Here is a 25336-nt window from a genome sequence, read left to right as displayed (position 1 = left end):
GTTATAAAAAATTAATTAAAATACTGTTCTTAGGCCTTTTGGCAAAAGTACGATAATTCCTATCCCGCACAAGTTCAACTTTATTACGTAATCCTTTTTCATTTAAGATTTTGTCTGCAAAATCAAACCAGGTCATGGCCTCCCCATCTGTAAAATGGTAAATTCCGTAATCTAAAGTAGGTTTTGAAAGTAACCCTAAAATAAAGCCAGCTAAATTTATCGCGTTGGTAGGACAACCTATCTGTTCGTCGGTAATGTACAGTTCTTTCTCCGTTTTACTTTTTTCAACTATCGTGCGGTAAAAATTGTGTCCATAATCAGAGTAGAGCCAAGAAGTTCTAATAAGGATATATTTATTTAAAAATCGTTGAACATAACGTTCGCCTAATAACTTGGATCTACCGTATTCATTTATAGGGTTTGGAATATCCTTTACAGTATATGGGGTTTTCTTTGTGCCATCAAAGACATAATCCGTAGAGATGTGAATTAAAACGACATTAAATTCTTTACAAGATACCGAAAGGTTTTTTACAGCTTCGGCATTGATTTCAAAAGCTGGTTCAGGAAATTTTTCTGCTTTTTCAACATTGGTGTAGGCCGCGCAATTTATACAGAAATCATAATGCCCTGCACTAAAAAAATCTGTTACTGATTTGGCGTCCGTGATGTCCAATTCTTTAGAAGTTGTAAAAACAAAATCATACCCGGAAATTGTTTTTGAAAGTTCTTGAATGCACAACCCTAGCTGACCATTTGACCCCGTAACCAAGACTCGTTTCATAACTGAAGGTCTTTTAGGCTTAAAAGTCTAAGGTCTTTTTTAGAAAGAATCATCTGGGAAGAAGGATACTCCCAGTCTATATTTACATCGGGGTCATCATACTTGAGCCCATTTTCCATTTCAGGATCGTAATAATTATCACACTTATAGGTAAAAACCGTGTTCTCTTCCAAAGTCAAGAAACCATGGGCCATACCTCTTGGTATAAATAAACTTAATTTGTTTTCGCCAGACAATTTCATCTTAAAATGTTGACCATAGGAAGAACTCGTAGGTCTCAAATCGACGACAACGTCCAATACTTTACCTTTGGTTACATGGACTAGTTTTGCCTGGGCCGCTGAACCTTTCTGAAAATGCATTCCTCGTAATACTCCTTTTCTTGATATGGATTGATTTTCCTGAACAAAATCTATCTTATGCCCAATCACTTTTTCAAGACTATCCCTTTTAAATAGTTCACAAAAACTTCCCCTATTGTCCTTAAAAATTTCAGGTTCAATGATATAACAGCCTTTAATTTGGGTTTCACTAATTTTCATTCTAATCAAGTTGCATCAAATATTCTCCGTATCCGCTTTTCAGAAGTGGTTGCGCAAGACCGTGAAGCTCTTTTTTTGATATATACCCCATTTTATAGGCCGCTTCTTCAATAGAGCCTATTTTCAAACCTTGACGTTCCTCTATTACCTGTACAAATTGTGATGCCTGCATTAATGAGCCGAACGTTCCTGTATCCAACCAGGCAATACCCTTGTCCAGAATACTTACTTGAAGCTGGTCTTCGTCCAGGTACGCTTTATTAATATCAGTGATTTCCAGTTCGCCTCTGCGGCTAGGTCTAATGTGCTTTACTTTCTCTATTACCGTATTATCGTAAAAATAGATACCCGGAACGGCATAATTGGATTTAGGCTTATGAGGTTTTTCCTCTATGGAAATGACTTTCCCCTGTTTATTAAAATCAACCACCCCGTATCTGCCAGGATTATTGACATGATACCCAAAGACCACTCCACCCTCAGGGTCACTGTTGGACTGTAATAATTCTGACAGCCCGGAGCCGTAGAAAAGATTATCTCCCAAAATTAAGGCAACACTGTCCCCGCCTATAAAAGTACGTCCTATAAGAAAGGCTTCTGCAAGACCATTTGGGTCTTTCTGTGCGGCATATTGGAAACTACATCCCAAAGCGCTCCCATCTCCTAATAATTCTTTAAACGTATTTAAATCTTTAGGGGTAGTAATAATTAATATCTCCTTTATTCCAGAAATTAATAAGGTAGTAATGGGGTAGTAAATCATAGGTTTATCATATACAGGCATTAGCTGCTTACTCATCGCCAATGTAATGGGTGACAAACGTGTTCCAGAACCTCCTGCTAATACTATTCCTTTCATTACTTTCTCAAGTGTATTTATTCAAATACCAATTAATTGTTTTTTTTATGCCAGAATTAAAATTTTCCAGAGGTTTCCAGTCTAGCTCCGAATGTGCTTTTGATGCATCAATAGCATATCTGAAATCATGACCTAAGCGATCTTCGACAAATGTAATTTGTTTTTGGTAACTACCTAAGGCGTTTGGTCTGATCTCATCCAGAATTTCACATATAGTTTTAGCAACCTTCAGATTAGCCAACTCGTTGCCACCGCCCAACAAATAAGTCTGGCCGGCAATACCCTTATGAAATATCTGATTGATTCCTTCGCAATGATCCAATACGTAAAGCCAATCACGAACATTATTTCCAATTCCATAAATTGGTATGGGCAAGCCTTTAAGCGCTGATCTTATTATAGTGGGAATCAGTTTTTCATCATGCTGCTTGGGCCCGTAGTTATTGGAGCAGTTACTCGTTACTACATTTAATCCATAAGTATGATAATAGCTTCTTGCCAAAAAATCCGAGGACGCTTTGGAGGCGCTGTACGGACTGTTTGGAGCATAAGGACTTGATTCTTTAAAAAATCCCTCGGGTCCTAAACTGCCATAAACCTCATCTGTAGATATATGATGAAATCTTTTATGTTTTAAATCGTTGGCCCAATACTTTCTGGCCGTTTCTAAGAGAACAAAGGTTCCTTCAATATTTGTTTTGATAAAATTATCTGGCTTTTCTATAGAATTATCCACATGAGACTCCGCGGCGAAATGAATTATACCATCAAAAATATACTCTTTGAAAATTGAGTCTATTAAACTTTCATCACAAATATCTCCTTGTATAAAGAAATATCTATTGATATCATCTATATCCTTTAAATTCTCTAGATCACCTGCGTAAGTAAGTTTGTCAAGATTTATGACACTATAATCCGTATTTTTTTTTAAGAAATAAGGGATGAAATTGCTGCCTATAAATCCTGCTCCTCCAGTAATTAAAATATTCTTTTTCGCAGGTGAAAATGGCATCTTTTAAAGAATTTCTTTAGATTTTCTGTTCAAATATTTTAAAATTGAAAGTAAGAAAAATAGACCCACGAGAAGCAATGGAATTATAACAATATTTTTTCCAAAAAAAGACTTCGTAATTTGTTGCGTTTTCCCAAAGTTGATAACTCTAACTGCTTCTCTCCGTTGCTCAAGCTCTATTTTCTTGGACTCAATATCCTCGATTAAACTATTCTTTAGGTCGAATAAACCCGTAATATCAACGGTCTCCTGATTATCCAAAACAATTCTATCATTACCTAAAGAATCATCTTTTTGTTTTATTTTATTTGAATAGTTAGCAATAATTTCGTCAACCTGATTCAATAGCCGCATATTCTGTTCTATCCTCGAACTGGCGTTCGCTCTATAAATATCAAGCAGCCCATCAAAATAGCTATTGTTATTAATATATTGCATTACTTTTTTGGAAAAATCTTCACCCAGTTCTGCATCTTTGTAGAAAAAAGAAATTCTATGGTTATATGAGCTTTTATTCTGAAGTTCTGCTCTTACAATGTCTGCAATTGCTTCGGTATCGTCAAAACTTTGTAGGAGTTCTAAATACTGCTTGTCACTTTCGCTATTAGAGTCACCCGTTACCCTGGAAATAGTTATGTCTAAACCACTATAGTCTATATTTTTTATTCCTATGGATTCAAAGAACGCAGTGTTTTTGGATTTTATATTGGCTTGTATTTCATCGATGACATCGTATAAATAATTTTTACTGTCCATCTGAGGCTTTACGATGACCTCGGTTTTAAGTTTCTTTGAGACAATTTGGTTTAATCCATATCCTATTCCCGCTCCCACCACAACTAGCCCTATAAGGACAAGTGCATTCTTTTTCAAGTACACAAAAAGCCTAAGAAACGCTTTGAACAATTTATTAAACCCGTTCCCTATCATTTGGAACAATTGTCCTAGATCTATCTCATCAGAATTTTTAGAGGGATTTGATGAATTTTTTTCTTCCATTTCCTATGAATTAAAAATCTGTTTTAATATTCTATCCGTTATCAAGTATGTCGGTTTTACACCTGTAGTTCCTAATCCCCCGGATGCCAAGGTGCTTCCTGTCTCTAAAGGATTATCCGATGCATAATAAGCATATCTAACCTTAACATCGCTTTTAATGCTTTTCCGAATCTTTGATGCCGACTGTATCGCTTTTTGATAGTGAACTCCCTCCATTTCCAGTCCAATGACGTTCCAGGTTGACTTATGAAAAAACTTCAAAATATCCTTGTTCTGCAACGAGGTGCCCAATACTGTAACCATAGTACCCTCAAAAACCTTTAGATCATACCCCTCAAAATCCTTTGCGCAAAGCTCGTTCTTAAACGGGTAATTATCTGCAGTACCCTCAAAAATATGAGCCGAAGGAATCATTAAATCCCCTTTACCTCCTTCTAAAATTCCTGCTTTACCCATAATGGATATGGATTCTACATTTAAAAAAATAGCCTTCTTCTTTTTGTTTCCAAAGGGTTTCAAAAACTCATCAATAGTTTCATAAGCTTGCTCACCAAATGCATAGTCCATTACAAATATAACAGGTTTTTTAGCATCAGTGGCCTCAGGAGAATCATAACAACATGCATCTTCCGTTAACTTGGCCAGGTCAAAAATCTGCACATCTATATTTGTCCCTGAAGTGTCTTTTAGGGATATCATACCGTTTTTTTCTGCTACATCTTGAACTTTTTGTCTTAAAGAGGTGTTGCCAGAACTACTTAAAGCTTCATAAATTTCTAAGGAGTCGGAGTTGGGAAATTCTGCCTTTAGCGCCTTTTTAGCGAACAATGAATTCATTACGCTATGCATATTGGCAGAAATTATATGAATCGGTCTGCTCAATAACCCATGTTTTTTTAAGGCCTCCTTAATATTATTGGCCCAACGTTCTCCGTGAATATGATGACCCAGCCTTTCCCGTAACAACGAACTAAAAGTTACCGCTCGTTTTTCTCCTGTAACCTCTTCTTCTAGTGCTAATTTGCCGAGCCAATAAACAATCTTAAGAAAACGTTCCGGATTGTCCTTGGTCGCAAATTTCCCATAAACTTCAACGATTTCTTCAAAAGACCTTCCCAAAATATTTGCCGTATGTATCAGTGCTATTTCACGCTCTTCTTGGGTGATTTTATCTTTACTCACCGTCTTCTCGAGTTTTGACCAATCTCTTATGGTCTTCTCTGTTTCGGGAATAAGAACACGCTTGCATATTTTATCGGACTCAATGAATAGAAACGTTAAGTGCGTAAGAATATCATAAATATCCGATCGGCCACGGGTAATTTCGATATTCATTTGCTCATCGTCTATACGATAGCAATTTCGCCTTCTTTTTGGCGGAATAATAGGTGCTATGTGCGATATGCCAAAGCCTTCGTCCGAGGTAAGATTGATAAACCTACATTGCTCTATTCCTTCTGGAAGTCTTTCCAATACATAAATAAGACCATTGAGTTCTGCTTTGTCCTCCGCTACTGAGCCATAAATTTCCGGTCGTAAGGACAGCAGGGCGTTTTTGAGGGCCTCTCCTGATACACCGTTCGGTTTGTAAAAACCTCTATTGAATAGATGTCTCATGGTAACGTAAAGACGTTCTATGGCATTTGTAGATTCTTGCGCTCTAGTGGTAGTGATTGCTTTTCCCATAAATATTTCCGACAAAATTACAATTAAAGATCTATTACGCTTACTTTAATTCTCTTTTTGCGCTAATAGTACATCTGCAACCTTTCTATCGTTAGAAAGTCGCTGTACTTTATTTTGTCCGCCAAGTTTTCCAATGGACCTCATATATTCCTGAAAACCGTTCTTTTTAATCGACGAAATTTTCAAGGTCTGCAGAATGTTGCCTGCTATCAAATCATAGTAGTAACTATTTTGTCGTTGAAGCGATTGATCTAAGGTTTCAATAAAATCCTTCATGTTAGACGGTTTTCTTTCGAACTCAATGAGCCATTCATGATAGGGCAGCTCATTTTCAGCAGGAGTAATTTGGGGTGCAACGGTAAATTCATTGACTTTAGCGTCGGTTTGATCCATGGCTTCTTGCATTGCCTGCTCCACTTCTTTGGCTATAACATGTTCCCCAAATGCCGAAATAAAGTGTTTAATTCTTCCAGATACTATTATTTTAAAGGGCTCGATAGAAATAAACCGAATGGTATCTCCTAGGTCGTACCCCCACAGACCTGCATCGGTAGAAATAATCATAACGTAATCCGTATGCAACTCCACCTCTTGCAACGTAATTCGTTTCCTGTCTTCTTCAAAGAAAGTGTCTGCCTTTATAAATTCATAGAATATTCCCGAATCCAAAAGCAGAAGCATTCCGTTTTCCTTTTGAGAATTCTGATACGCAAAAAAACCTTCACTGGCCGGAAATAGCTCAATGCTCGCCACCTTCCTTCCTATAAGTTCCTCAAACTTCTTCTTGTACGGACCATAGTTCACTCCTCCGTAAATGAACAGTTCAAAATTTTTGAACAAATCCCCAATATTCTGATTGGTTTTTTCTTTGAGTCTTTCAAAGTACATTTGCACCCATGAGGGAATCCCTGCAATTACCGTCATGTTCTGCCCCACCGTTTCCTCCACGACCGCGTTCACCTTTTCCTCCCAGTCTTCAATACAATTCGTTTCCCAAGAAGGCAGTCTATTCTTTTGCAGGTAACTTGGCACATAATGTGCCGAAATTCCAGAAAGCCTCCCTAGCTTAATTCCATTTTTCTCCTGTAGGACAGGACTGCCCTGCAAGAATATCATTTTACCGTCTACAAAACCCGTATTACCCGTTTCATGAATATAACCTAATATGGCGTCTCTTGATGCATTTACCTGATTCTTTATAGAGGACGTCGTAATGGGTATGTACTTGGCCCCAGAAGTAGTGCCAGAAGTTTTTGCAAAGTATACAGGTTTCCCCGGCCACAACACATTTTCCTTACCCTCTATGACTTGGCTCATGTATGGTTTAAGTTCCTCGTAGTCTCGTATAGGCACACGAGAAATAAAATCTGAATGGTTCTTTATTTCCTTGAAACGATGGTCACTGCCAAAAGTGGTGTCCTTCGCCTTTCTTATTAAATTTTGAAAAACTTTATCCTGGGTCTTAAAAGGACGTTTGGACCATGATGCGGTCTTCCATGCAATTTTGTAAGCAAAAATCTTAGCGGCTAATCCTTTTAATGACATAGATATTTAGTTAAAATCTATAAAATCTGACGGATTAACGGGGTTGCCGTTATCCCATAGTTCAAAATGTAAATGGGGCCCGGTTGTCAGTTCACCCGTATTACCCACAGAGGCTATAACTTCACCAGAGCGGACTATTGCGCCTTGAAACTTATCTAATGATCCATTATGTTTATACACACTTAAAAGACCGCCTTTATGTTCCAGGATAATTACATAACCTGTATCTGCGGTCCATTCCGCAAAAATCACCGTCCCATTAGCAACAGCCTTTACTGGCGTGTCTATAGGAGCAACAATATCTACGGCATAGTGTTTTTTTTCGGCATCAAAATTCATGGTAACAGTGCCGGTGATCGGCGGAAATAACACGAGATTGCTTTTTGCGGTAGTGCGTTCAAATAGATTGTATTTATCCTCCAAAGCTACTTCAGCCCTTAGGAGCGAATCTTCTTTGGTAGGTGTCAAATCAATGGATGTTGGATCTATTTTAAATTGATCGAATAAGGAATCCCTGTTAATTTCATTATTTTCGATGTCGCCCTTCAATACCATTCTAATATTATCTAAATACTTATTGGTATAATTCAAAATTCGTACTAAAGAGTCTGTTTTATAGGTAAGTTCGGTGGCCTGCTTCTTAAGTTTAGTGGAAGAATAGCCAGGGATATACTCCCTTAGCGGGGTAAATGCTATTAATAAGATGGTGAAACCTATAAGACCTATCATAAAAAGAGAACCGGTAACAAAAACGTTGAGCCGGCTTAGTTTGAAGGATATCTTTTCCTCAAAAGTATTTTCATTAAGAATAACCAAGCGATACTTATGAAGTAGTTTTCGCTTAATTTCCTTTCTCTTTTTTACTTTTTTAGCCATTACAACAAAGATAAACTTACCAAGGTAAATAGCATTGATCCGTCAGCAAAAATCTATACCTGTCTTTGTAATCGCCTTAAAATCAAAAAATAAAGACACAAAAACTCTTGCGGACAATTAATACATGGGAGGATACGTTAATATCTTAGCAAGCTATTTTAGTTTTTAGTACCTTTGTCACTCTTATTAAAAATATTGATATGACATTTTCTAATATAATTTTGGCTTTTGGTCCATGGCAAATAGCAATTATTGTTCTCGTAGTACTCTTGTTGTTTGGGGGAAAGAAAATCCCCGAATTAATGCGCGGTTTAGGAAGTGGTATCAAAGAATTCAAAGATGCCTCAAAAGAAGATGAAAATTTAGAAGAACCCAAGAAAGAGTAGTCCTTCTCCCAATTTAAATTTATCATGCGCCAGTTAAACTGGCGCTTTTTTTATTTCCTTCTTTCTTTATCATTATCTATTTACTCACCCATCAATAATTACCAAATATCTGCTGTATAACACTACGTTTTAACGCGTGCCCTTTTCCTAAAGTAAACAATATTGCTGTTTACACGACAAAAACCAGCTCTTTCACAACAAAAAATAAATCTGTTGGAGCCTAACTTGTATTTTCGGTTTTTGGATACGGCCAATAACTGGCATGTGTTCCATAATAAAGGCAACTTTTAATGTACTTCTAAACATGACGATGATGTATACCCCTATAAAAAATATTTTAATGCTTCTCTTTGTGGCGTTCACTTTGGTCATCAACGGACAAGGTCTTAGCGATTTATCCGTACAGGAAGAATCTCCCAGTACAATAGACTATAATTTTACCGAAGATACCAGCCAATCAGCACAAGATGAGGATTCATTTCTGCGGGCTGCCGACACCAACGACATTCCGCAGCGCACATTTTCCAATTTAAAGGACGCTACCGATGGATATTATGTGATATCCATGGTGCTTAGTTCTGATAAGAATTTAAAAAGAGCTATAAAAAAACATAAAAGAAAAGGGTTTGAGCCAGGTTATATCTTTATTCAAGACAAGGGTCTTTATTACTGTTACCTTAAGAGTTACGCCGCTTGGCAACCGGCAATTGAAGACATTAATTCAAAATTCGATAATACTTACAAAGACAATGTCTGGATTCTTAAAATAGATAATAGTGAGCCAAACCGGGCATTGGCCGTTAATAACAGTTCCATTAAGCCAGTCTTGGAGAACGCAATGAGTACTGAAACTACTGAAAATATAATTTTGGAAAAAGAAGTTTCCGAAAAATCAGCCAATAAGGATAAGCTTGTTAAGCGTGCCGATGAATATTTCAACAAAATGTGGTACGCTGAAGCGGCAAAATTATATGAAATGGCTTTGAATAAAAGTCAAGACAATTATGGATACCAAGTATTACAAAAAGCCGGAGATGCGCACTATTTCAACACGAACATGGAGCAGGCTTACAAATGGTACAATATACTATATGAGAACTACAGTGATGAGATGTCCGCGGATAATATCTTTAAATACGCTCATTCGCTAAAAGGAACGGGTAATTACGCAAGATCAAAGAAATTGATGCGCCTCTATAATAAAAGATTAAAAGCTTCAAGCGAGCTGGCTAGCGCCTTTAACCAACAAAGAGAAATAGAACTTGACAATATTCTGAATACCGAGAAGAAATTTGATATCAAAAATCTAAAAATCAACTCGGAAAACTCAGAATTTTCTCCTATGTTTTTTGGCGAAGATGTCGTTTTTGCTTCTGCTATTGACTCCTCCGTTTTTAATACCAGACGGTATAAATGGAATAATCAGCCCTATTTGGACCTCTACGTTTCTAAGCTCAATGAAGAATCTCAAGAGTTGAAGAACGCCGTTAAATTCTCAAAGAAAGTCAATACCAAATATCATGAAGCTTCCGTAGCTTTTTCTCCAGACAATGAGACTATGTATTTTACGCGTAACAATTACGGAAAGAAGCTAAAGCGAGATAAGAAAGGTATCAACCACCTTAAAATTTATCGTTCTAAAAAGGTTGACGGTGAATGGTTAGAGGCAACGGAAGTTTCCTTTAATAGTGACGCCTATTCTACTGGGCACCCCGCTATAAGCTCGGATGGCAAGAAAATGTATTTTGTATCCGATATGCCTGGATCTCTTGGGGAAACAGATATTTTTGTCGTTGATATTAATGAAGATGGCTCGTTTTCAAAACCACGGAATTTAGGTCCAGAAATTAATACGGAGCAAAAAGAAATGTTCCCTTTTATTAATAATAAAAAATTCTATTTCTCATCGGACGGACATATAGGTTTGGGAGGACTAGACGTTTTTGAAGCTTCTTTTGATGCCGAAAAAGGATTTACCGAAGTACAAAATCTTGGGAAACCTATAAATAGCAATAAAGACGATTTCTCCTATATAGAAGATGAGGAGACTCAAAAAGGCTATTTCGCCTCCAATAGAGATGGTGGAAAGGGAGATGATGACATCTATTCCTTTAAACGACTTATTTTAGAGGAAATTCCTGAGAACAAAAACGCTATTGCCGGGGTTGTTACAGAGCTCATTACAGGTGATTTAATGCCTAAGGCCATGGTAGAATTACTGGATGAAAACAATATTAAGCTCAAGGAGGTAGAAACCGCGGAGGATGGCAGTTTCATATTCGAGGATTTAGATTCTAACACGAGGTATACTTTAAGAACTACAGGTGGTGACACTTATTTTGAAGATGAAAGGGAAACCGCTACAGAGGATAATACAACGGTAAATGTAGAAGTTAAGCTGAGAAAGCTTCAAGAAATAATAACTGTTGAGAATGGTATACGCAAGCTTAAGACAGAAATGATTCACTTTAATTTTGATAAGTCTTACATAAGGCCTGATGCCGCTAATGAACTTGATAAGTTAGTAGAAGTAATGAACGAATATCCTGATATGGTCATAAAGGTAGAATCCCATACAGATTCCAGAGGTAGTGCGGTTTATAACAAATACCTGTCCGGTAAAAGAGCCGAATCTACAAGAGACTATATTATTTCTAAGGGAATTGCGCCAGAGCGTATACAAAGTGCTACTGGTTATGGAGAGGAAAGACTCTTAAATGGCTGTGATGGAAGCGTAGCCTGTACTGAACAGAACCACTACTTAAACCGTAGGTCAGAATTTATAATCGTAGAAATGTAAATAGTACCAATATAAACTAGCAAAAAGCCATGGGTTCACATCCATGGCTTTTTGCTTTTGTTTCAATTTGTAAATTATCTAAGAGCATTTCTGAACTCGATTATCCAATAAAGCTTATCAATTTCCACTTATGTCCTTTAGACTCTCAATGAGATTATTACATACTTGAGTATATTGTAATATTCCATAAAAACACCGTTAAACCTATAATTCAACCACTTGTAGGTTATTTAGAATACGCTTTTCCCTTTCATAGTTTTTATAATCCATTGGTCTAGTCTATTCGCTATTGCAAAAGACATATCGGATATTTATAGCCTAGAAACCTATAAATGTTCAGGTATGGAAAAAATTATACTCGTAAAAGAAATATATCTTGAGGCTTTTAAAAATTGGAAGAGTTACATCCTAGAAAATTATTTCAAAGTTTTTTCTTGGCTGTGTTTTGCACTTTTAGCACTAACCATTTATGCTTTTGTCTTTAGGGTGTCTACCGGATTTTCCTTCAGTAACCTATAAAAGTTAAAACAAATAAGAACAAAAAACGCCAATGAGATTTCACTGGCGTTTTTTATATAAGAGATATGCTACTTTTCTGTAAAACGCACCGTTTTCATAATGGCTTCCAGTTCAAACATATAATCTCTCTTCTCCGTTGCAGGAGCAAATGTAAAACCTTCCAGCACTAATTTTCTGTTGTTCGGTTTATCATTAATGATATAGGTTAAGAAAGGGCCTGCCATTGGATATCCGGACATCTCCCAAATACCTCTGACCTCAGCTGCTTTTCTGCCAGCTATTTCTACAGGGAAAACATAGGGCGAAAAGGCCTTCTCCGTTATCATATAATTTTCCTTTCCAGGAATGTCTTCGCCAGGTATGAACAGTCTCCCAATGGAATCTCTCATACTTACGATATCTTGCACAAATGTAGAATCGTTCTTAAAGGTATCCCAAGGCACACTGTACGCAATAAGGTTCATGTTGCCCTTCTGAATCTGACGGTCTATCCAAACAAAGTCTTTTTCTTCACGACCTACTTTATAAATTGATGGTACGTTCAATTCAACACCAAAATTGTTCTGTAGGGCTTTTTCTTTACTTAGCGATTTTAAGAACCTCTTTTGAGCCTCATCCAATTCCAATTTTTTAAAAGCCTCGATAAATTCCGGTGCCTTTTTGTTGAGGTTAGTAATGATTTCATCCTTGGTTCTACCCTTGATTACACCTACTTTTTGTGGCTTAGCGTACATGTTCTTTTTCATATGGGCTATGCTCAGTGAGTCTTCCATAACATAAAGAACGGCCCTTGTATTTCTTACCGCTCCAGAAAATACTTGCGGTGGTATTTGGGTAATGCTGAATAAAGCTTCGTCCCAGGTAAGGCCTAGCGCGGGAGCGGCAAAATTCTCTCGAATTCTATTCCCCACCTCGCTATTCCATAACTCGTTGTCTATAACTACCGTTAAGGTGTTGTAAGCGCCTATGGAATTGGGCAAGTAATCCTTTTTTTCTCCTTCTTCACAAGAGGATAACAACAATAAGGTGAAAATGGGCAAGAAAAATAATTTTTTCATTTTGTATTTCTGTTTACGATGAACACTTGCACAATTTAAGTTTTGTGCCTGGTTTTAAATTGTTACCACTAATACCGTTCCATTCTCGTAAATTGTCAATACTAACTCCAGGATATTTTCTAGAAATGGTCCAAAGCGAATCACCACTCCTCACTTCGTGTACGCGAGAATTACTAGAAGTAGCCGTTCTAGAAGAGGTCTTTTTCGGTGTTATTGCCGTTACCGCACTTTTTCTTGGGTATATGGTCAACCGTTGCCCTATTCTTAAATCATTTCCCCTGAGACCGTTCCATCTTTTTATCTGGCTTACCCCTACTCCGTATCTCATGGCTATTTTACCTAGATAATCACCATCTCGCACTCGGTATCTGATCCTGTTCTCCTCCGCTTGCTTTACCAATTGCGGTAATGGACTTTCTTTACTTTTAAGCTCTTTAGCAACATGGGCATAAATGGCCTCTTCATTGGCTACAAACTTCCCCATTTCCGCTAACGGAAGCCGCAGTGCATGTTCCTTGTTTTTTTTAAAAGGAATAACATCTAACTTATAGGAGGGATTCAATATTTTCAGTTCTTCCTTGGATATCCCTGTGAGTTCTGAAATCTGGTCGAACGTTATCAAGCTTTTAACATGAATGGTATCCGTCTCAAAATAAGGCCGGTCTACTTTCTTTCCTTTAATGCCATGTTCTTCAGCATACTCGAAAATATACATTGTTGCTAAAAAAGCAGGAACATACCCCGCCGTTTCCCTAGGAAGGTTTCTTCTTATATTCCAATAATTTCTATGCCCTCCAGACCTTCTTATAGCCTTATTAACGTTCCCAGGACCAGAATTGTAGGCTGCCAATGCCAAATCCCAATCCTCATAAATAGCATATAGTCTGTTCAAATACTTACAGGCGGCTTCTGTCGATTTTATAGGGTCGCTGCGTTCATCTACGTAACTATTGATTTCTAGCTTCATTTCACGGCCTGTGCCGTACATGAACTGCCAAAGACCCGTTGCGCCCACTCGTGATCTTGCTTTAGGGTTCAATGCGGATTCCACAATGGACAAATATTTCATTTCCAGGGGAATATTATGGTTGTCCAATTCTTGCTCAAAGAGGGGGAAATAGAATTGACTTACCGTCATCATCTTTTCCATTAGTCCACGTTTTCTAGTAAGAAAAGATTTTATAACACTCTCTAATGAAGGATTATATGTAACATTAAAAGGGGTTTTTTGATTTAGCTGTTCTAATCGAAGTTTCAAGGTGTCCGTATTTAAATCCAATACCACCTCTTCACTGGTATCTAAAGTAGTGACTTCATCGTAAATTTCATTAAAAAGTAAAGCGCTGGCCATTAGCTCCTTCATCCATAAACTGTCCAATTTTTTAGCCAGTTCCATATCGCGCAAATTATACGTAGTAGAATCCTTTGGTTTCATAAGAACAAGATTCCCTTCCGGAACAGCTTTTGCGGCACTTAAACTTGGTGTTTGAACTATGGAATCAGAAACTAAGACGGGCATGTCTTTAGAAATTGATTTTTCTAAATTCCCTGTTTTACTGAACTGCGTAACGGAATCTACTTCTTGCCCATTGGTAAAGAAGGCAACAGACAACATTACTAATAAGATGAAAGAATTAAATTTTAACTTGCTCATATTGGACGTAATATTCTAAGCGTAACCAACGAAAATCGTACATTTTTTTGTGAGAATAAAATTTAATCTCTTAAAATGCAGATAATTTCGATATGTTCCGTTTATCGATAAAGCCCTTACTACGCTAATATTGCAGCTATTCCAGGTAAGGTTTTACCCTCTAGGCTCTCTAACATTGCACCACCGCCAGTAGATACGTAACTCACTTTTTCCTCAAAGCCAAATTGTTTTACCGCTGCAACGGAATCACCTCCTCCAACAAGGGAAAAAGCACCATTTTGTGTAGCTTGGTCAATAAAATTACCTACGGAAATAGTTCCCTTGGCAAAATTTTCCATTTCAAAAACTCCGACCGGACCGTTCCATAGAATAGTCTTGGAGTTTGTGATTACATTCTTAAAAATCTCTAATGTTCTTGGGCCAGCGTCGAGACCTTGCCAGCCATCTGGTATTTTATCTACATCAACCACCTGTGTCTGGGCATCGTTGCTAAAATCGTCTGCGGCCAAAACATCTACCGGAATATGAACGTTAACTCCTTTTTCTTTTGCCTGTTTTAGAATATCCATGGCCAGGTCCATCTTATCATCCTCGCAAATAGAATCTCCCACCTCGCCTCCTTGGGCCTTAATGAAGGTATAGGTCATACCACCACCAATAATTAAATCGTCTACCTTATCAAGAATATTTTCGATAATGGTAATCTTAGAGGATACCTTTGCACCTCCTAGGATGGCAAGGACAGGTTTTTCCCCTGTCTGCATCACCTTTTCAATGGCGTCTATTTCTTTGGCCAGCAAATAACCAAAGCACTTAGCTCCCTCAAAATATTTAGCCACTATAGTGGTTGATGCATGTGCCCTGTGTGCCGTGCCAAAAGCATCGTTTACGTATATGTCGCCCAGTTTTGAGAGCTTTTCGGCAAAAGCCTCATCTCCATTTTCCTCTTCTGAATGATATCTAAGGTTTTCTAATAAAAGTACTTCGCCGTCCTGTAATTCTTGAACCGCTTTTTCGGCTTCATCGCCCACACAGTCCTCCACGAATTTCACGGCAATACCGATAATATCCGAAACCTTAGCGCAAATGTGCTTTAAAGACATGTCCGGGTTGCGCGCCCCTTTTGGTCTGCCCAAATGGCTCATAAGTACAGCGCTACCGCCGTCTTCCAAAACTTTTATAATTGTTGGTTTAGCCGCCTCGATTCGGTTGGCGTCCGCTACTTCAAAGTCCTCGTTTAATGGAACATTAAAATCAACTCGGATAAGTGCTTTTTTATTTTCAAAATTATAATCGTCCAATAGTTTCATGAAATTTCTACTTTTAGTAAGTCACAAATGTAAAGATTAATTAGGGATGAGATAAAGTACCGCACAAGATTATTTGAGCAAAAATGTAATTCCTTTATGGGTCAAAAAACGACTATATTTGACTTTATGTTGTTCAAAGATATTTTAGGGTTATCCCATATAAAGAATCACTTGGCGCAAAGTGCAGACGCGGGAAGAATACCGCATGCACAATTATTCGTTGGTCCAGAAGGCTGTGGCACCCTGCCCATGGCATTGGCCTACACCCAGTATGTCGTCTGTGGAAATAAAAATGGTGAAAACTCGGAAGGTTCAGTGAACTGCAATTTAAAGTTCGATTCCCTTGCCCACCCTGATGTCCATTTTGCTTTTCCGGTCGCTAATTCAGACAAAATAAAAAGCCATGCAGTGAGCAATCATTACATGCAGGAATGGAGACAGTTTATAAGCGAACAACCTTATGGTAATCTTTTTGACTGGTACCGTCTAATAGATATTGAAAAGAAGCAAGGGCAAATTGGGGTGGATGAAGCGCTGGACGTTGTAAAAAAATTATCCCTAAAGTCTTATGAAGGCGGTTATAAGGTGATGTTAATATGGATGGCAGAACGCATGAACAACGCTGCGGCCAACAAACTCTTAAAACTTATTGAAGAACCTCCTGAAAAAACGGTATTTCTGCTGCTTTGTGAAGACGAGGAACAAATAATACAGACAATAAGGTCAAGATGCCAAGTACTACACTTTCCACCCTTGTCAGAGGATGCCATTACAAAAGCTCTAATTGAAAAAGGAGCGAACAAGCAAGAAGCTATCCGCATTGCACACGAGGCCAATGGAAACTTTAACAAGGCCGTTGATTTGCTGAATGAAGATTCGGAGGATTTGGTATTCGAGAAATGGTTTATTCAATGGGTGCGTACTGCATTTAAGGCAAAAGGCAATAAAGGCGCTATACATGAGCTCATTCTTTGGAGTGAAGAACTTGCAAAAACTGGAAGAGAAGTACAAAAAAAATTTCTACACTATTGTATTACGGTAATGCGCCAAGCAATGCTCATCAACTACGGGGCAGAAGAACTCGCGTACATGAAAATTCACGATGCTGGTTTTCAATTAAAAAAATTCGCGCCTTTTGTTCATGAGAACAATATCCTTATCATAACCGAGGAGCTTGAAAAAGCCATTTATCATATTGAAAGAAATGGCAATGCCAAAATAGTTTTTACAGATCTGTCCATAAAACTTACGCGACTATTACACAAAAAACCAAACTGACTGGAAATATGAAATCACTTTTGGAATATCCTGCTGAAATTTTACTGTTAGTATTCTTGATCGTTACTTTTTTACAAAGCGGCATCGATAAAATTATAGACTGGAATGGAAATCTTGGTTGGCTCAAGGGTCATTTCTCAAAGACTCCATTAAAAAATATGGTCCCCCTACTTCTTGGTACCGTGTTGCTTACCGAAATGGTCGCAGGGATTCTTTGTTTCATTGGTCTGGTACAAATGGCTACTACGGGCAACACCGTCATGGCGCTTTATGGGGCAATATTATCCTGTCTTGCGCTCTTAATGCTTCTTTTCGGACAAAGAATAGCTAAAGACTATGAAGGCGCCAGAACCATAGCCGTCTATTTTATTCCCGCTATATTCTTGGTCTTCCTGTTACAGTAAAGGACCTCGGAACAAACCCATGAGGCATTAGAAGGAAAGCAAACATTTCTTTGAAGCTAAGGTTGGAACATTATCAATCTCGATTATCGAGTAAAAAGTAAACCCTCCGAAAAAAGAAGATCTTGGAGGCGTCGAGCACCCCAAACGCAAGGGGGAACCGCTGTACCGAAACGCCCCAAAATAAAAGACCTTCCGAAAAGGAAGGTCTTGGAGGCATCGAGCGGATTCGAACCGCTGTACAAGCTTTTGCAGAGCTGTGCCTAGCCACTCGGCCACGATGCCATGATTTATGGACTGCAAAGGTAGTACCTTATTACAAGGTTTCAAAAATATATAATCACGATCTTTTTGATTTTAAAGTTACAGTAACTTTTTCAACATCACCGTTTATAGGAGGGTTTACTTTGGAGACCGCTACTTTTGAGGTTTCAACTGCTGGTAACTCTTTAAATATGCGTTCATTAATTCTTTGAGCAACATGTTCTAAAAGTTTAGAAGCTATGGCCATTTCCTCTTTTACGATATGGTTTATATGAACATAATCCACGGTATCTTCCAGACTATCCGTAGCAGCGGCTTTGGACAAGTCCGCTTTCACTGAGATATTCACTAGATAATCGCTTCCTAACCGCGTTTCTTGAGGTAGGCAACCGTGATAGGCGTAAACTCTTATGTTTTCTACAAGGACTGTTCCCATTTGTTGATGTTATAAGCCGTAAACTTATGATAAAAGAAACAATTTCCTAATACGTACACCTACAATTACTAATTCCTTGGAAGAGATCTACCCCTAATGTTACCACGTGAGTACCCGTGCTATAGCCAAGTAATTCGTTAAGAATAATCTGATAAGAATACCCAAAATAAAAATTACTCTTCTTTAATCCTGCGATAGGGGCGATGTATAAAGGGTCACCAATCTGGTCATTAAGAAAACGATAGGTTACACCGGCATAGTAGTAATCTTCAAAATCGTACCATCTGAACTTTACGTTCAAATCGGTTACCGAACGGCCATCACTCTCAAAAAGTTGAAAAAATACCGATGGTTCTATTTCCAGATTGCTGTTCTTGCTCTTACTATACCTATATCCCGTGTAGAGGTAATAATTACGTAATCTATTGGGCTCAAAAATAGGGTTGAACTTGGTCAAATCCTTATCTATTAAATTTGATGCGTTCGCGCTGATGTAAAACTTATCATACCTATACAAAAGACCTACGTCAAAATTATGGTTGGTAGTAGCTCTATCATCTGTAACACTAGGGTCCAAGGCATCAAAATTCTCAATATCTATTCTAAACTGGTTAAAATTGTAGGAGATACCAAAGGATAGAAATTCATCATCATACCTGTCCAACGTTAAGTGATGTGCAAATGAAACTCGTGCTCCCCTTTGCTTGGTTTCTCCATTACTATCATTGTACAGTAAAGCGCCTATCCCTGATTTTTCTCCAACACGCATATCGGCCGCCAAAGACTGTGTGTCCGGCGCATCTTTAATGCCAACCCATTGCGTTAATCCGTTGACACGAATTTTTACATGGTCGCCAATACCTGCATATGTTGGGGACATCACAAAAGGATTATCTGCCAAATACTGAGACAACTGGGGGATTGTCAGCTCCTGACCTTTAAGGGCGAAGGCACTTATTAAAAAGGCCAAGGTCAATAATTTATTTCGCATAATTTTCAAGGTTAAGTTCTATCTGTATAAGGTAAAATGTCCAACAAATTCTCTGTTGTCCTCGTCTCCGTTAAGCTTTATAACATACCAATAATCACCTGTGGGGAGTTCGCTTTGGTTGTACAGACCATCCCATCCGGCATCATTTAAGCCCATTCGGTAAACCTCCCTACCATAACGATCAAAAATGATGGTTAGTATCTGTGGAAAGGCTTCTTGATTTCTTGGTAACCAAGCGTCGTTTTGACCATCACCGTCAGGGGTAAAGAAATTAGGTATCTCTATGTCTATGAACTCCATAAAAATATTGGCTTGAGCCTCACATCCGTTCTCGTCCACCACAGTTACAACGTAGGTATCCGTTCTTCTAATAATGAAGGTGTTTTCGTCTCCATTATCCCTATCGTCAAAATAGAAGGTGTATCCTTCTCTTCCTCCTTCTGCAGTTGCCGTAATCTCATTAATTCCACTCTGCTCTAGTGTTAAGGTAAGTGGCTCAAAGTTTTCTATCTCAAAATCAAAGGTTTGAACACATCCGTTGGCGTGCGCTATTGCTATATAATGCATTCCTGGAGCGGAATTCCTGAAATCTGGATTGAGTTGCATATCAGCGGGGTCTGTCGAATCTAACGCATATAACACATCACCTATTATTGTTTGGTCTTCTAGGGTAATATTTACGTAATTGCCCGGTGTGTCACCAGAGCATTCGTATATAGGTTCAACGGAAGCGTTCAAGTTAACCCCTGGGGTAATATCTACAACAATATTTGCCTCACAACCATTGGCATCCCTTACGAAAACCAAATAATTATCCCCTGGCAGACCACTGAACACCGTTCTGTCCTGTACATAGTCCGCATCGCTATTAGAATTTAGACTTGTGCTATAAGGAGCTGTTCCGCCTGTAATATTCAATGTAATTGAACCATCGCTATTTCCTTCACATACCTCTGGAAGTATAGTGGCGTCTATTTGCAGTACCGTAGGTTCGGTAATCGTGTACTGTAATTGTTCAAAACATCCGTTCTGATCTTGTGCAATAATCGTGTAGTCTCCCGGTGCTAAGTCCGTAAACGTATTTTCACTATCAAATTGGTTTAGGTTCGGTGAGATTGCATATTGATATCCTCCTGCGCCGCCAGCAAGCGTCACCGTAATGCTTCCATCCTCTTCCCCAGCACAGCTAACATTTATGATATTTTCAGTGTAGCTCAAAGGGGCCGGTTCAATAATTTCTACACGCTCGGCAGAAACTGAACAATCTTCACTGGTCACATTCACAAAATAAACACCTGCCGACAATCCTGTAAATTCACCAAAAATTTGAGGTCCGGCAATTCTTGAAGCAGTACTTAAGGAAACATCCGTATAAAGTTCGTATTGGTAATTTCCTAGTCCACCGGATGCATCTGCATAAATAATGGCCGTACTTTCTCCCGTACAATTAATGACGGCCGCCGAACTATCAACATCCAAAATCAATGGCATAATAGGGTCTTCCGTGATTTCATTGGACTCGATGGAGGCACAATTAAAGGAGTCTTGAACATAATAACTATACGTTCCTGCTCCAATATTAGCGAACACATGGGTGTTTGGACCATTTACTTCATTAAACGCACTGAACGTTATTCCGTCCGCACTAAAAGTATAGGGGCCTGTGCCACCTGTGGCTATCAACTCCAATTCTGCCTGTGTGGCACAGGTTAACGCACTTGTTCTAATCAATTGGGCGGAAACCTCCGTTGGATCAATAATTTGAATTCTATTTGACTCTGCTGCGCAGTTATTGTCGTCCATAACCGTAACGCTGTAGAATCCTGCGCCCAGATTGTCAAAAGTCGCAGATGCCTGTGGAACAGAAATTGGCTGAGCAGTTGTACTGGTCATATCTGGATACACATTTAACTGATATTGATAGATAGGTGTTACGTTCCTAGCCCCGACCGAAGCTGTAATGGAAGCCGTATCATCGCCATAACATACCAAGGTGCTGGCAGAAATGGTCGGAACGATATCATCCGGACGAATCAGGGTAATATTTCCAGTGTCGGTATATAAACATCCAAAGGTATCCTCCACTACTATATCAAAATCTCCTGCAGACAGGTTGGTGAACAAGAAAGCACTAACATTGGTTTGTACGTTCGGAGCTTGACCTGTCGTAGTATTTATCAAAGTAATGATATAAGGTCCGTTTCCTCCCTCTGGGTTCACCAGAATGCTACCTTGGTCATTAGAACAGCTTACGCTAGATTCTATGCTGATTACAGCACTTATTGGAGCTTCTGGAGCTATAATGGTAATAACATTAGAATTTTCAACACAGAATGGCGCTTGGGTTTGCGTAATCCTCACATAATAAGAGCTGCCTGGAAGACCTGTTATCGGAGGTAATGCAGTACTCGTATTTCCGCTGCCGAGTTGCCCCGCAATAGGATTGTTGTTCGCATTGAATACTTGATAATCATAGGTCCCCACGTAATCTGTGATATTTACACTGAAGCTTCCGTCATCAACACCATTATTTAAGCATTCCTCATCCGTAAGTTTCGTGGCAACCACCTGCATCTCCAATGGTTCATCAATGGTATGTACCGTATCAATCGTACATCCTGTGTCCAAATTGGTAATACTTATGCTATAATTGCCGGCCCCTAGTCCTGTGAAGAGACCCGTGTTATTGCTGTCCGTGTATGTCACGTTGATACCATTAATCACAAAGTTTAGGTTTGGTGTCGCCAAGGCCGGGTTAATCGTAAGATTTACCTGGATTTGAGCGTCATTACCTGGATTACAAGTAACAGGAGCTATATCCGTGATTACCGGATCATTAATCTCAACAAACTGATCTACAGTTGCGTTAACTGCTGGGCTAGCACATCCATTGTCATCAAAAGCTGTTATTTCATAATCGCCTCCCGCATAATTAGTTTCTACATAAACAGCATTTGGACCATCCTGAACCACGGTTGCCGTAGTTGTATTTACAAATCTATACCTCACGAAATTGTTCGAGCCTCCCGACAGTGTTGAAGTGTCCACAGAGATACTTGCCGTGTTTGCATTATTACCCACGGTACATGCAAATTGCTGTGTGTTTGCCGTAAAGCTAGAAACTACGTTCGGTTGTGTAATGGTCTGTGTAATGTCTCTGCTACATCCGTTTGGAGATTCTACTCTTATCGTGTAGGTAATACCCGCAATGGAGCCTTCCAAACCAGTGAAAACCGCTGTTGCATCCGTATTACTTGAAGCGTTTATCGGTAACGTAGCGCTACTGCCCGGGCCAGCTATAATAGTAAACGTGTAAGGTCCTATTCCATTATCAGGATTAGCGTTGACGCTAATCGTACCATCGTCAGCTCCGTTACACGTCACATCTGTAAAGTCATCAATAACAATGTTCGGTACAACAGCGGGTTCCAATCGCTGCGTTATTGTGCTACTACAGGTATGGCCAGTTGCTGTATCGGTAATCGTAAATACATAATCCCCTACCATAGTCAGGTTTGTGAACGTCGCCGTTGCACTTCCTAAAACTGCGGGTTGTGGTGTAGAAGCATCGGGGAAAGTAACCGTATAATTAAAGGTTCCAGAGCCTCCGGTCTGCGTTATCGTAATTTCTCCACCAGAATTACAATCGATTGTTTTATCAATATCGGCCCTTGGAGAAATAACTTCGTATAAAATCGCAGCCGATGTTGTCGCGGCACAAGTAAGTTGGTCGGTTATCTGTACCTCATAAGACCCAGCACCTAATCCAGTAAAAGTTGTGGTCGCCTGTGGCGCTCCAAATAAACTTCCATTTTGTAGTAATTGGTACGTGTAATTACTTCCCTGACCTCCTGTAACTCCTACTACCTCGATCTCTCCAGAGAAATCCGTACAGTTTCCTTGGTTAACCTGTAAGTTGGCGGAGATAGGCTCAGGGTTTATTAGTATTACATCGGTTAATCGTTGCATACAATCGTTCTGATCCTTAATCCAGACCTGATAATCCGTTCCGGGCGTAGCTGAACCTGCAAGACCTGTAAATCTTGGGTTGTTCACAAAGCTTCCTACTGTCGGTGATGGGTCTGTAGCTAAGGCAATAAAATAGGTGTACGTTCCCCAGCCTCCTTGTGCATCGATAATTTCAATTACGCCGTCATTAAAGGCACAAGTAATAGGTTCTACTTGCGTATTTCCTGTTATAGGACCATTAGGACCAGCAATAGCGAAGAAATCTGTTGTAGTACAATTGGGGTTGCTGTCTTGGACAATATCTACCCTATATTCACCCTCTCCTAAAGCAAAAGGTGTTGTAGGGCCAACATTGGCAGATACTCCATTGGCACCGCCTATAAGAACATCATCTCCTAAGGAAACGGTTCCTTGAGAATTATATATCTGCCAAGAGAATCCTCCGGTATATGGGTTAATTGGGTCGTTGATGGTAAAACTCACCGAGCCATCTGTTCCATCACAAACAACATCAACAACTGTAGACGTTATTTCAAAATTATTGGGTTCACCTACCGTATGTGAAACTGGAACTATACAGTTGGTATTTACGTTTCTCACTTCAAAATTATGCGTTCCCGTACTTAAATTCGTAAAGGTGTTCGATGCTCCGAATACACCACTTGGCAGTTGTCTAAATTCGTAATTTGCCAAGCCTGCCGGTGTGCTTGAGTCCGTAAGCGACCCAAAAGCGTTTATGGTAATATTCTCTCCTGCAATACATGATATGGTTTGGTCTACTGTAATAGTAGCCGGCAATAATTCATCGAATGGAGCGATACTGGCCGACGCCGTCCCTTGACAACCCTTGTCGTCAAAAACAATAATGGTGTAATCTCCGCCAAGAACATTGGTTTCGATATAGGAATCGTTAGTGCCATCTTGAACAGGTGTCACCAAATCCAAGTTGTTGAAGAATTGGTAACGTACGAATGTATTGGAACCTCCGGTTGCACTTTGAACAGAAATACTTGCATTGTTCTCGTTATTTCCGGTAGTACAAACGAACTCTACAGGTATGTTCATGGTAACCGCTATGGCATTTGGTTCGCCAATAGGTATTGCCACACTGTTCGTTGGACAGTTATTGGAAGAAGATGCCGTAATGGTTACGATATATCCCGCTCCAGTTGTAGGTGCAAGACCCGTAAAGGTTGCGCTGGTATTCGTTGTGCTTGATGGGGTAATATTTACACTACTACCATCTCTGTCAGTAATCTCAAAAGTATATGGCCCAATAGCATTATCAACAGCAGAAATAGTAATTGTACCATCGGTATCTCCATTACAGATTACATCTGTGGTATCGATAGTATCAACTACAGGCTCTAATCTCGTTGGGACTTCAACGGTAAAGGTTCTCGCAGGACATGATGGTCTATTGTTGTCATACACCAATACCGTATACGTTCCCGGTGTAGACGTTGTCCATTCTTCCGGTGAGGTCAGGGTTGTTCTCGTTTCGTTTTCAGGTCCGGTAATCTCATAGTCATAAGAACCGGAACCATCTGTAGCTTCAATGGTGATTACAGCATCCGGACCATAGGGGTTTGGCACTGTTACTACAGAACAATCCAATAATTTTGTGTTTGTTGCACTTGCTTGTAGAACAGGATATATTTCCGCTGTATCCGTAGCAGTACAACCATTCGTGTCAATAATTGAAATAGTGTAGGAGCCTACCGCGACATTATTGAATATACCTCCATTGTCAACATATGTTGTTCCCCCATCGATGGAATACAGATATGGTGCACTGCCACCGCTTGCGTTCACGGTAATTCCAAAGGGTGTTGCACAATTTGTCGTTGTTACGCCAGTAATCGTAGGACTTTGTGAAATATCCATGGACACGGTATGAGAAGGTAGCGTGGTCACCGGACAATTATATTGATCGGCAATTTCCACAAGCACATTGAACGGTG

19 protein-coding genes and 1 tRNA gene are annotated in these 25336 nt (G+C 39.2%); 5 read left to right on the top strand and 15 right to left on the bottom strand.

Annotated features, from left to right (window positions below):
- Position 1: 1 nt before the first annotated feature.
- The 8 genes from rfbD to BFP77_RS07180 are packed head-to-tail and all read right to left on the bottom strand — an operon-like array spanning position 2 to position 8306.
- Complete coding sequence (rfbD, locus tag BFP77_RS07215; protein ID WP_099573364.1) at positions 2–784, bottom strand: dTDP-4-dehydrorhamnose reductase; 783 nt, start codon at positions 782–784, stop codon at positions 2–4.
- A complete protein-coding gene (gene rfbC / locus BFP77_RS07210) occupies positions 781–1326 on the bottom strand; it encodes a dTDP-4-dehydrorhamnose 3,5-epimerase (protein WP_099573363.1) in 546 nt (181 codons plus the stop codon). The genes rfbD and rfbC overlap by 4 nt, the downstream gene beginning before the upstream one ends.
- A gap of 1 nt (position 1327) precedes the next feature.
- Entirely contained in the window at positions 1328–2185 is an 858-nt protein-coding gene (gene rfbA, locus BFP77_RS07205) for a glucose-1-phosphate thymidylyltransferase RfbA (RefSeq protein ID WP_099573362.1), read from the bottom strand.
- Positions 2186–2192: 7 nt separating this feature from the next.
- Complete coding sequence (gene rfbB / locus BFP77_RS07200) at positions 2193–3200, bottom strand: dTDP-glucose 4,6-dehydratase (protein ID WP_099573361.1); 1008 nt, start codon at positions 3198–3200, stop codon at positions 2193–2195.
- Positions 3201–3203: 3 nt separating this feature from the next.
- A complete protein-coding gene (locus BFP77_RS07195; protein WP_099573360.1) occupies positions 3204–4199 on the bottom strand; it encodes a hypothetical protein in 996 nt (331 codons plus the stop codon).
- Between the two features lie 3 nt (positions 4200–4202).
- The gene (locus BFP77_RS07190; RefSeq protein WP_099573359.1) at positions 4203–5885 is read right to left on the bottom strand and encodes a DUF6909 family protein; all 1683 of its coding nucleotides are present in this window, start codon (positions 5883–5885) and stop codon (positions 4203–4205) included.
- Between the two features lie 45 nt (positions 5886–5930).
- A complete protein-coding gene (locus tag BFP77_RS07185; protein WP_099573358.1) occupies positions 5931–7430 on the bottom strand; it encodes a GH3 family domain-containing protein in 1500 nt (499 codons plus the stop codon).
- A gap of 6 nt (positions 7431–7436) precedes the next feature.
- A complete protein-coding gene (locus BFP77_RS07180; RefSeq protein ID WP_099573357.1) occupies positions 7437–8306 on the bottom strand; it encodes a M23 family metallopeptidase in 870 nt (289 codons plus the stop codon).
- Between the two features lie 200 nt (positions 8307–8506).
- On the opposite strand from BFP77_RS07180, the gene BFP77_RS07175 reads away from it, so the two are divergent.
- The 3 genes from BFP77_RS07175 to BFP77_RS16960 all read left to right on the top strand — a co-directional run bounded on the left by BFP77_RS07175 (position 8507) and on the right by BFP77_RS16960 (position 12011).
- Positions 8507–8692: a twin-arginine translocase TatA/TatE family subunit gene (locus BFP77_RS07175; RefSeq protein ID WP_099573356.1), complete on the top strand. Its 186-nt coding sequence runs from the start codon at positions 8507–8509 to the stop codon at positions 8690–8692.
- A gap of 340 nt (positions 8693–9032) precedes the next feature.
- Positions 9033–11492 carry an OmpA family protein gene (locus tag BFP77_RS07170; protein ID WP_099573501.1) on the top strand — a complete coding sequence of 820 codons (2460 nt, stop codon included), beginning with the start codon at positions 9033–9035 and terminating at the stop codon, positions 11490–11492.
- A gap of 342 nt (positions 11493–11834) precedes the next feature.
- Entirely contained in the window at positions 11835–12011 is a 177-nt protein-coding gene (locus BFP77_RS16960) for a DUF6747 family protein (protein ID WP_180272326.1), read from the top strand.
- Between the two features lie 68 nt (positions 12012–12079).
- Here the strand turns inward: BFP77_RS16960 and BFP77_RS07165 are convergent, their stop codons facing one another.
- The 3 genes from BFP77_RS07165 to BFP77_RS07155 form a co-directional block, all read right to left on the bottom strand.
- Entirely contained in the window at positions 12080–13069 is a 990-nt protein-coding gene (locus BFP77_RS07165; RefSeq protein ID WP_099573355.1) for a DUF4837 family protein, read from the bottom strand.
- A gap of 13 nt (positions 13070–13082) precedes the next feature.
- Positions 13083–14723, bottom strand: a complete 1641-nt coding sequence (locus tag BFP77_RS07160; protein WP_257212900.1) for a LysM peptidoglycan-binding domain-containing protein — start codon at positions 14721–14723, stop codon at positions 13083–13085.
- Between the two features lie 119 nt (positions 14724–14842).
- Positions 14843–16033, bottom strand: a complete 1191-nt coding sequence (locus BFP77_RS07155) for a phosphoglycerate kinase (RefSeq protein WP_099573353.1) — start codon at positions 16031–16033, stop codon at positions 14843–14845.
- A gap of 126 nt (positions 16034–16159) precedes the next feature.
- Between BFP77_RS07155 and holB the strand changes: the two genes are divergently transcribed.
- Together holB and BFP77_RS07145 are read left to right on the top strand one after the other, a co-directional pair.
- Complete coding sequence (gene holB, locus BFP77_RS07150) at positions 16160–17311, top strand: DNA polymerase III subunit delta' (RefSeq protein WP_099573500.1); 1152 nt, start codon at positions 16160–16162, stop codon at positions 17309–17311.
- Positions 17312–17319: 8 nt separating this feature from the next.
- Positions 17320–17715, top strand: coding sequence for a DoxX family protein (locus BFP77_RS07145; protein WP_099573352.1), 396 nt, complete (start codon positions 17320–17322; stop codon positions 17713–17715).
- Between the two features lie 208 nt (positions 17716–17923).
- Here the strand turns inward: BFP77_RS07145 and BFP77_RS07140 are convergent.
- The 4 genes from BFP77_RS07140 to BFP77_RS07125 form a co-directional block, all read right to left on the bottom strand.
- Positions 17924–17997: transfer RNA gene (locus BFP77_RS07140), tRNA-Cys, on the bottom strand.
- Positions 17998–18052: 55 nt separating this feature from the next.
- Positions 18053–18412 (bottom strand): dihydroneopterin aldolase, encoded by a 360-nt coding sequence (gene folB, locus BFP77_RS07135; RefSeq protein ID WP_099573351.1) that lies wholly within the window; start codon positions 18410–18412, stop codon positions 18053–18055.
- A gap of 46 nt (positions 18413–18458) precedes the next feature.
- The gene (locus tag BFP77_RS07130) at positions 18459–19403 is read right to left on the bottom strand and encodes a PorP/SprF family type IX secretion system membrane protein (protein WP_099573350.1); all 945 of its coding nucleotides are present in this window, start codon (positions 19401–19403) and stop codon (positions 18459–18461) included.
- A gap of 18 nt (positions 19404–19421) precedes the next feature.
- Complete coding sequence (locus BFP77_RS07125; RefSeq protein ID WP_218963461.1) at positions 19422–25319, bottom strand: T9SS type B sorting domain-containing protein; 5898 nt, start codon at positions 25317–25319, stop codon at positions 19422–19424.
- Positions 25320–25336: the final 17 nt, after the last annotated feature.

The organism is Maribacter sp. 4U21 (assembly GCF_002742365.1).
Taxonomy (GTDB): Bacteria; Bacteroidota; Bacteroidia; order Flavobacteriales; family Flavobacteriaceae; genus Maribacter.
Note: the sequence above shows the minus strand (reverse complement) of the source record. Positions and strands in the feature narration are given on the sequence as shown.